This is a genomic window from Vreelandella alkaliphila, assembly GCF_016107625.1.
Taxonomy (GTDB): domain Bacteria; phylum Pseudomonadota; class Gammaproteobacteria; order Pseudomonadales; family Halomonadaceae; genus Vreelandella; species Vreelandella alkaliphila.
In genome coordinates this window covers 384,194-393,413 of sequence record NZ_JABASV010000004.1, presented here as the reverse complement: position 1 = coordinate 393,413, position 9,220 = coordinate 384,194, and the positions used below count along the sequence as shown (strand labels likewise).

Annotated in this window: 7 protein-coding genes; all 7 read left to right on the top strand. The window is 49.7% G+C overall.

Annotated features, from left to right (window positions below; translation table 11 throughout):
- Positions 1-130: 130 nt before the first annotated feature.
- The 7 genes from rfbA to wecC all read left to right on the top strand — a co-directional run bounded on the left by rfbA (position 131) and on the right by wecC (position 9,161).
- Positions 131-1,021 carry a glucose-1-phosphate thymidylyltransferase RfbA gene (gene rfbA, locus JFC11_RS08785; protein WP_038485957.1) on the top strand — a complete coding sequence of 297 codons (891 nt, stop codon included), beginning with the start codon at positions 131-133 and terminating at the stop codon, positions 1,019-1,021.
- 251 nt (positions 1,022-1,272) lie between these two features.
- Positions 1,273-1,821 (top strand): dTDP-4-dehydrorhamnose 3,5-epimerase, encoded by a 549-nt coding sequence (gene rfbC / locus JFC11_RS08780; protein ID WP_198349267.1) that lies wholly within the window; start codon positions 1,273-1,275, stop codon positions 1,819-1,821.
- Between the two features lie 41 nt (positions 1,822-1,862).
- Positions 1,863-3,689 carry a coiled-coil domain-containing protein gene (locus JFC11_RS08775; RefSeq protein ID WP_198349266.1) on the top strand — a complete coding sequence of 609 codons (1,827 nt, stop codon included), beginning with the start codon at positions 1,863-1,865 and terminating at the stop codon, positions 3,687-3,689.
- Positions 3,686-6,091: a coiled-coil domain-containing protein gene (locus tag JFC11_RS08770; protein WP_198349264.1), complete on the top strand. Its 2,406-nt coding sequence runs from the start codon at positions 3,686-3,688 to the stop codon at positions 6,089-6,091. Before JFC11_RS08775 ends, JFC11_RS08770 begins: the two co-directional genes overlap by 4 nt.
- A gap of 83 nt (positions 6,092-6,174) precedes the next feature.
- Positions 6,175-6,489: a hypothetical protein gene (locus JFC11_RS08765; protein WP_198349262.1), complete on the top strand. Its 315-nt coding sequence runs from the start codon at positions 6,175-6,177 to the stop codon at positions 6,487-6,489.
- A 112-nt stretch (positions 6,490-6,601) separates the two neighbouring features.
- Entirely contained in the window at positions 6,602-7,720 is a 1,119-nt protein-coding gene (gene wecB / locus JFC11_RS08760; RefSeq protein WP_198349261.1) for a non-hydrolyzing UDP-N-acetylglucosamine 2-epimerase, read from the top strand.
- A gap of 160 nt (positions 7,721-7,880) precedes the next feature.
- Complete coding sequence (gene wecC, locus JFC11_RS08755) at positions 7,881-9,161, top strand: UDP-N-acetyl-D-mannosamine dehydrogenase (protein ID WP_198349259.1); 1,281 nt, start codon at positions 7,881-7,883, stop codon at positions 9,159-9,161.
- Positions 9,162-9,220: the final 59 nt, after the last annotated feature.

Sequence of the window (9,220 nt, the reverse complement as noted above, 5' to 3'; positions counted from 1 at the left end):
GCCACGGACGCTCACGGAATCCACGGATAAAAACCCACAGATTTTTTGTTGTTATATTTTGCCCTTATCCGTGTTGTCAGTGAGTATCCGTGGCCAATAATACGTAGCGAAAATGATTAAAGAGACCCCTATGAGCCAAAGCTCACAAAGAAAAGGCATTATCTTGGCCGGTGGCTCTGGTACGCGGTTACATCCCATTACTCGAGGTGTATCCAAGCAACTCCTGCCAATTTATGACAAGCCGATGATCTACTACCCGATCTCGGTGCTTATGCTGGCCGGTATCCGCGATATTCTGATTATCTCAACGCCGGAAGACCTTCCCCAGTACCAAAACCTACTAGGCACCGGCGAAGACTTTGGCATTCGCCTGGAATACGCTGAGCAGCCTAGCCCCGATGGACTAGCCCAAGCGTTTATCATTGGGGAAGCGTTTATCGGCGAAAGCCCCGTTTGCTTGGTATTAGGCGACAACATTTTTCATGGGCAGCACTTTTCCGATCAGCTAAAGCGCGCCAGTTCGCACACATCGGGCGCGACGGTATTTGGCTATTTGGTGAAAGACCCTGAACGCTTTGGCGTAGTTGAATTTGATGAGCAGGGCCACGCGATCTCTATCGAAGAGAAACCGAGAAAGCCCAAGTCGGCTTATGCTGTTACTGGCTTATATTTCTACGATAACGATGTTGTTGAAATCGCCAAAAACGTAATGCCTTCTGAGCGTGGCGAGCTAGAAATTACCAGTGTGAATAACGCCTATCTAAAGCGTGGTGATTTACGCGTAGAACGCCTTGGCCGCGGCTTTGCCTGGTTAGACACCGGCACTCACGACAGCTTGCTAGAAGCCAGCCAATACGTGCAAACCATTGAACACCGCCAAGGTCTAAAAATCGCCTGCCTTGAAGAGATCGCTTGGCAGCACCAGTGGATTAGCGACGAACGCCTAGCCGAACTGGCCAAGCCACTCGCCAAAACCCAATACGGCAAGTACCTACAGCGCCTTTTGATAACCAAACGATAATACCTAGCCACAGACACTCACTGAAAACCTGTTTCGCCACGGACACTCACGGACGGCACGGACAAAACCTTAAATTCTTTATTGGTTTTTGACTTTATTGGTTTTTGACTTTATTGGTTTTTGACTTTATTGGTTGTTGCTTTTGACCTTGTCCGTGTTTTCCGTGAGTGTCCGTGGCCTAAACGATTTTATCCGTATTTTCAGTGAGCATCCGTGGCTAAACAAATTTGGCAATGGCTAAAGGATGTTTAATGCAATACGAAAAACTCGCCATTCCTGATGTTGTGCTCCTTACCCCCCAAGTCTTCGGTGATGAGCGTGGCTTCTTCATGGAAACCTTTCGCCAAAGCGAATTCGAAGCTCACTGTGGTCATCACACATTCGTGCAGGATAATCACAGCAAATCCGCCCATGGCATTTTGCGTGGCTTGCATTACCAGCACCAACAGCCTCAAGGCAAGCTAGTGCGGGTAACTCAAGGCGAAGTCTTCGATGTGGCGGTAGATATGCGTCAAAGTTCGCCAACCTTCGGCCAGTGGGTAGGTGTAACGCTCAGCGAACAGAACAAACAAATGCTTTGGGTGCCCCCCGGCTTTGCCCATGGCTTTTATGTCACCAGTGAAGAAGCCGAATTTCAGTACAAATGCACCGATTACTACGCCCCAGGGGATGAAGTATCGCTGCGTTGGGATGACCCCACCCTTAATATTCAGTGGCCCCTGGCAAGCCAGCAATCTCCGGTACTTTCAGCCAAAGATACACAAGGCTTAAGTTTGCCAAATGCCCCGCGTTTTAATTAAAATTAATGATTGAAAAAGATGAGAATGGAGCTGCTCTCACCATGTCCTTAGTCGTGTACGTAGGAATAGATAAATTCAAGGCCGAATCAGGTGCCGCCGTGCGCGAGCAAAACGCGACTGAAATAACGTTAAGCGACATCGCGAAGTGGCAGCCCAATACAAGTGAAGCAGGTACCGCTGAAAATCAATTGCTGGTGATTGATACGTTTAGTGAAGAAGCGTTAGCGTTACTTAAAAACTGGTTAAAGAAAGACACAGCGAGTGAGTGCATCATCGCTTGGCCGCAGCCTGATGCCTGGCTGGCGGCTAGCTTGGCAAATGGGGTAGCAGGTGAGGAAGCGCTAAATGATTGGCTAGCACAAGCCAAGCGCTTACTGGCGCTTTTTCGCTCAGCTCGCCGTCAAGTAACGTTGGCGGGTTACCTTCCTGGCTGTGAGTTAAAGGTGGTTAAGGCACCGTTATTAGACCGCTGTGATAATGCGATTTATCAGCTAGCAGCAGCCTATATAAGCAGCCAATCTCAAGCATTAAAAGATACCCACGCTTATTTGGTAGCCAGCAGCCAAGAGTGCCCGATTGAAGAAAGTTGTGAGACGCAGATAACTCAAGCAGCACTGAGTGAATATCACGCCCGGCAAACAGAAAGTAAGCAAGGTCGACGCAGTGCCCGAGCGTTACAAGAGGCAGACGCCGCCCAGGAACGTCAACAACAGCATATTGCCCGCCTGAAAGGTGAGCTGAGCAGTGCCCGTGATGAGCACGCTCTATTGCTACAACAGCTTCAAAGCACTCAGCAGGTTGTGGCTGAACGAACAAATGAGCTTCAAGTACAGCGCGAACTATCCAAGCAGGATGCACAGCGCTTGCAAGAGCTAGAGCAACAGCTTCAAGCACTGAAAAAAGAAAACGAAGCTCTCAAGCAAGCATTTGAAAATCAGCGCAAAGAGCAAGGCGTTACTCAACAACACAATCAAGCACTGAAAAAAGAAAACGAGGCACTTAAGCAAACATTTGAAACTCAGCGCAAAGAGAATGACGCTACCCAGCGACATAATCAGGTGCTGAAAAAAGAGAACGAGTTACTTAAGCAAACACTTGAAACTCAGCGTGAAGAGCAAAACGTTACTCAGCAAAATACTCAATCTCTGAAAAAAGAAAACGAAGCTCTCAAACAGGCTTTCGATTCTCAGCGCAAAGAAAAAGAGGTCGGCCAGCAAACTCTGAATGCAGTTCAGAAAGAGAGTGCGCAGCTGCTGAGTACCCTGCAGCAGGTTCAGCAGGCATATGAATCACTGTATATAGAGCAGCAAACACTCTCTGAACAGTTATCCACGGTATACCCGCAAAACCAACAAGAGCTAGTAAAAAGCGCCTCAGATCAAGCATATCTCCGTCGGCAGCTGGAAAAACGCCAATCAGAACTCAATACACTGCGCACGGAAAGTGAGCAGCGTATACATCGGTTGGAACGCTTGGTGCAGTGGCTACGAGTGCATGCCCAGCGCCATGCTTCAACGGCATATCGTGAAAGCCGCAGCTACAAGAAGGCTCTACCTAAACAGATCGCCGCGCTGGAAGCCAGCCCGCTTTTTGATGCCGAGTGGTACTGCAAGCAATACCCCGATGTAGCTCAGGCCAATATCAAGCCCGCAGAGCATTTCATCAAGTTTGGCGCGATTGATGGACGCCACCCAGGGCCACTGTTTAGTACAGAGTTTTATCTTACTCACTATGAAGATGTCGCCGCCTCTGGTCAGCATCCATTACTGCATTACCTTCGCTATGGAAAAGAGGAAAATCGCGAGATACACCCACCTCAATACCAGTTGTCAGCGCTTCAAACAATAGCGAAGGGGGCTAAAGCATGAGCCAGAATGTTGACCTGCTAGTACATATTGGCCCGCTTCGTGAAGAGAGCGAAACGCTGCTAAAACATGTGAACCATGTCACCTTATTGGCACCACTTTACCCAATGCCTGAGCGGCAGCAGGCATTAGTGAAAGCCTTACCTGGTTTATACCTTGCGGAACAACCAGTAACGCCGCCCGGTGGAGAAGCGGTGTGCTATGCCTATACGCTGCAAGAGTTTACCAGCTTGGCTCCGGCTGGCGAGCTAACTAGCCTTTATCCAGGGCTTGGCAAGGCTCGTCAGCAAACAGTAGATACTCAAACGTTACCGCAAGCGCTAAAACAGGCTGGCTTAGGCCAAGCAACGCTCACTCATTTGATTATCGAACAGCCGGAAATTGCGCTAAGCCTGTTGCAAGCATTTAACCATTCAGGCTTGCTTGATCAGTTAACCCATCTGTGGGTGCGTACCAGCCCGCTGCGCCTTTACGAAGGGATGGCAACCAGTATTGAGTTATTGCAGTGGTGCGAACAGCAGGGTTTTGAAGAGGTTGCTCAGGATGCCGAAGATCCTGACTTTTTCCTTCTTGGGTTTGCACGCAACCCACTCTATAACAAGCTAAAAGACACCGAGGCCAAGTTGGCCGAACATGAAGCTCAACTTAGTCAGCTAAGTGCAACACGAGACACACTAGAAAATGAGCTTGCTGAAACTACACAAAACAGCAAGCAACGCGCCGAGAAAGCCCAGCAACAGCTGGACGAGAGCGCTACTCAGCTGAAAGAAAAAGATGCCCAGTTGAGCGAGCGTGATAGTCAGCTTCAGCAGCTTAAAGAAGAGCACGATGTGCTGAAAAAAATGCTCTCTGAAACCAAGGAAAGCAGTAAGCAAAGCGCCGAGAAAACCCAACAGCAGCTGAAAGAAAAAGGTGCAGAGCTTAACGAGCGCCATGCCCAGCTTGAACAGCTAAACGTAGAGCTTGTTATGCTGAAGAAAAAGCTTTTGGAAACCGAGCTAGACCTCAACCAAAGCGCCGAGAAAGCTAGGCAGCAGCTGGAAGAAAAGTTGACTCTGCTGAAGGAAAAAGATGCTCAGTTGGTAGAGCGTGTTACTCAGCAAAGCCAATTAACCGAAGAACGAGATACGCTGAAGAAGCAGCTAAACCAAGCGGTCAAGACTAGCCAGCAGCATCAAAAAGAACACCAGGAAAGTGAGCAAAGACTTAAAGATGTAACACAGAAATATGAAGATGTAGAACAGCAGTTACAAAATACTGAGCAAGCCGGGCAAAAAATACAGAAAAAACTGGAAGAAACCCATGTTTGGTTTATGAACCGCAAGCAGCAAGCAGAAGAGGGCGCTGAGCAAATTAAGGCACTGCAAGCGAAATTAGAAACGCAGCAGGCTCAGGTAGAAAGCCTTCAAGAAAAATTAACGCTTAGTGAAGAAGAGCGCGAGAACTACCAGCGCTACTTTGCCAATCGCAAAAAACAGCATGAAGAAGCTGAGGCTAAGCTAGCGGAAGCCCAACAGCAGCTAACTGAAAAAGACGCCATGGTCAGCCAGCTCAACGAACAGCTAGCTATGTTAAAGCAAAGTAACGAACGTTTTGGACAGTTAGAAAGCAAGCTAGAAGCACTGTTTGGTGAACAGCGCAGCTATATTCAACAAACGACCAGCGCGCTTGGCCAACACGTTACCCGAAGTGCTCGCCAGCAGCGTGATGAGCAGGCGCTGACACACTATCTGCAACACGGGCAGCGCCCAGTGAGTACCCAGCTTGCACCCGGTTACGCTATGGCGCTGCTAGAGCACTATGATACCCACCATCATGATGTAGTAGTGGTCTTCGGTAGTACGCACACGACAGAGTTGCTTGCTCAGAGCATTATCAATGCTCGAACAGAGCAACCACGACTAATTAGGCAAAACGGCCAGCGTCAAGAGACTCATAATGAGGTCACACTTTCTCATGATGACTTACCGCAAACCATCGTGAGCATTCAGCACCAGAAAACGGTCAGTAACGAGCTGAAAGCGAGCCTAGACAATAAGCGTCTTAGCCACGCGGTGAATGTGGTTTACGCCCCGTGGGGTGAGTGCCAGGCCAACGACCAAACAGCACTGTTTTACTCAGCAGAAAGCACGTTACAGCGTCTTAATCAATGGTTGCCAGAAGATGCCCGAGTACTCTGCATAGTAGGAGAAACGCTACCTGAAGCAGGCCACAGTCGAGAAGTGGCCTTGCCGCTACTACTGAAACAACTACCTACGCAGCGGCTAGATGTCGTTTTGGAAGGTAATAACTACCCGCAGGAAAGTGAGCTAACCACCCGTTGGGATACCCTGCTTGAAACCCGCCAACGCCCAGCCCAATGGCTAAACCTGCCTAATGCCCACAGCCTCAAACTAGAAGGCTAGTCGGAAGTAATAGACAGGTAAGAGCAAGGCTTGTGCCCCTCACGCCTTGCTCTTCAAACCTCACAAACCCACGAGCCAACACCATGGAAAAAGACCTCGTTAAACGCGCGCACAGCGCCTTCAATCAAGGCGATTACCAACACGCGATAGCTCTTTATCAACAAGCGGCCTATCAATACGGTCAACACCTGTTTGATGTTAATATTAATATTTGTGAACAGCGATTACAGAAGTCTGGCCACGCAGTGATGGGTACTCCAAGAGTCGCGCCCAGAAGCGTACCTAAAAGCGTTGATGCCATTCCCGTTGCTCAGCAACTGGCTGAAACCCAGGAACTGCTGGAACACTACTACCGACGTTGCCAAGAGCTGGAATACCGACTGCAAGATGTTGGCTAAAGGTTGCAAGTAGGAGAGTGGCATGCCAGTACGCCCAAGCAATACGCCGCAGGGCTATTAAGGCGAGGCACTTAGGCCGTCATTGGATCGATAATTGAATAGAAGGCAAGGAATGAAAGTACTCACTGTATTCGGTACACGCCCAGAAGCCATTAAGATGGCACCGCTTGCACTGCAGCTAGCCATGGATGAGCGTTTTGAAGCCCGTGTATGTGTCACTGCTCAGCATCGTGAAATGCTGGATCAGGTGCTCGCATTATTCGAACTTACCCCAGACTATGACCTGGACATTATGAAGCCGGGGCAGGATCTCAATGACGTTACCTGCGGCATTCTCCAAGGGCTTAAATCGGTACTAGAAGACTTTAAACCTGATATCGTTCTTGTGCATGGCGACACCGCCACTACATTTGCCACTACCTTGGCGTGTTACTACCAGCAGATTCCCGTAGGGCATGTTGAAGCAGGCCTTCGTACCGGCAACCTATACTCACCTTGGCCGGAAGAGGGCAACCGTAAGCTTACTGGGGCGCTGGCGGCTGTTCATTTTGCTCCTACGGCTACCTCGCAGCAAAACTTACTGAATGAAGGCACTGACCCAGCCACTATTCATGTAACCGGCAATACCGTGATTGATGCGCTGCTTGAAGTGGCTCATAAGCTTGAAACTAATCAAGTGCTAGCTGCTGAACAGGCCAAGCGGTTCCCCATGCTGGATGAAAGCAAGCGCCTGATTCTAGTAACTGGCCACCGCCGCGAGAGCTTTGGCGGCGGGTTTGAACGTATCTGCCAAGCCCTAGCCGATACCGCCGAGCGCCATCCGGATACCCAGATTCTATACCCGGTACACCTCAACCCCAACGTCCGCGAGCCGGTTAACCGCCTGTTGGCCAGAGTGGATAACGTTCATCTGATTGAGCCGCAGGACTATCTGCCGTTTGTCTACTTAATGAACCGCGCCCACATTATCCTCACGGATTCTGGTGGCATTCAGGAAGAAGCACCTTCGCTAGGCAAGCCCGTATTGGTTATGCGTGACACTACCGAGCGCCCCGAAGCCGTTGAAGCAGGCACTGTTAAACTGGTGGGCACCGATGTGGCGACCATTACCAGCGAGCTAACTCGGCTGCTAACCGATAACGACGCTTATACCGCTATGAGTTATGCCCACAACCCTTATGGTGACGGCAAAGCCTGCGAACGCATCCGCGACGTGCTAGCAAGCTCATAAGCTGACAAATTTTTTGCCACAGATTTTGCCACGGACATTCACGGAAAACACGGACAAGGTCAAAAGCAACCTAAAAACTTAAAAGCTAAAAAGTATTTATGGTTTTGTCCGTGTCGTCCGTGAGGGTCCGTGGCTAATAAATTTTATCAAGGAATGAAACATGCAATTCGATACTATCTCCATGATCGGCTTGGGCTACATTGGCTTACCTACTGCTGCTGTTTTTGCTTCCCGCAAGCAGAACGTTATCGGTGTTGATGTTAACCAACATGCTGTCGACACCATCAACAATGGCGAAATCCACATTGTTGAGCCGGAACTGGACATGATTGTTCACGCGGCAGTGAAAGAAGGTTACCTGCGCGCGACTACCACACCAGAACCTGCCGATGCCTTTCTGGTTGCCGTGCCTACGCCGTTTCATACCGATGAAAATGGCCAAAATCACAAGGCAGATTTAAGCTATATCGAAGCCGCGAGCAAAGCCGTGGCTAAGGTGCTTAAGCCCGGTAACTTGGTGGTATTGGAATCTACCAGCCCGGTAGGCGCTACTGAGCAAATGGCCGCCTGGTTAGCGGAAGCTCGTCCAGACCTGACATTCCCGCAAACTCACGGTGAAGAATCGGATATTCGTATTGCCCACTGCCCGGAACGCGTATTGCCGGGTCACGTTATCCGTGAACTAGTAGAAAATGACCGTGTGATTGGCGGCATGACACCTAAGTGCGCCGAGGTAGCCAGTCAACTCTACAAAATCGTTGTAGAAGGCGATTGTGTGACCACCACCGCCCGCACCGCGGAGATGGCTAAGCTGACCGAAAATAGCTTCCGTGATGTGAATATTGCCTTCGCCAATGAGCTTTCCACCATCTGTCATGAACTAGACATCAATGTTTGGGAACTGATCGCCCTGGCCAATCGCCACCCACGCGTCAATATCCTCACCCCGGGTGCAGGTGTTGGTGGCCACTGTATCGCTGTAGACCCATGGTTTATTGTAGATTCCTGCCCCGAGCAAGCGAAAATCATCCGCGCGGCTCGTGAAGTAAACGATGACAAACCCCAGTGGGTGTTAAGCCGCGTCAAAGAAGCGCTAGATTATTACCACCAGCAAAATCCGAGTGCCACGCGTAGCGATTTAACCGTGGCTTGCCTGGGCGTTGCCTTCAAGCCAGATATTGATGACCTTCGTGAAAGCCCCGCACTGGGCATTGCTCAGCAGGTACAGCAACTAGGTTGCCGCCTGCAAGTGGTAGAACCCAATATCAAATCGTTACCAAAAACACTACAAGGTGAGAACACCACGCTGGCCACGCTGCAAGAAGCGCTTACCCAAGCAGATGTGGTGTGCGTACTCGTTAAGCACAAGTCGTTTATTGCTAGTGCTGAGAATGTACGTGCTAAAGAAAGCGTGATCGACGCAGTAGGATTACTAGGTTAAAGAAGTAAGCGCTTCGCGTTTGTGAATGGTGAATAGGGAGGGGTTAACATCTCACTATT

What these genes read in the sequence shown, in the direction of transcription:
- wecC (WP_198349259.1), top strand. Translation starts at nt 7,881, where the DNA reads ATGCAATTCGATACTATCTCCATGATCGGCTTGGGCTACATTGGCTTA.
- rfbA (WP_038485957.1), top strand. Translation starts at nt 131, where the DNA reads ATGAGCCAAAGCTCACAAAGAAAAGGCATTATCTTGGCCGGTGGCTCT.
- JFC11_RS08765 (WP_198349262.1), top strand. Translation starts at nt 6,175, where the DNA reads ATGGAAAAAGACCTCGTTAAACGCGCGCACAGCGCCTTCAATCAAGGC.
- rfbC (WP_198349267.1), top strand. Translation starts at nt 1,273, where the DNA reads ATGCAATACGAAAAACTCGCCATTCCTGATGTTGTGCTCCTTACCCCC.
- JFC11_RS08775 (WP_198349266.1), top strand. Translation starts at nt 1,863, where the DNA reads ATGTCCTTAGTCGTGTACGTAGGAATAGATAAATTCAAGGCCGAATCA.
- wecB (WP_198349261.1), top strand. Translation starts at nt 6,602, where the DNA reads ATGAAAGTACTCACTGTATTCGGTACACGCCCAGAAGCCATTAAGATG.
- JFC11_RS08770 (WP_198349264.1), top strand. Translation starts at nt 3,686, where the DNA reads ATGAGCCAGAATGTTGACCTGCTAGTACATATTGGCCCGCTTCGTGAA.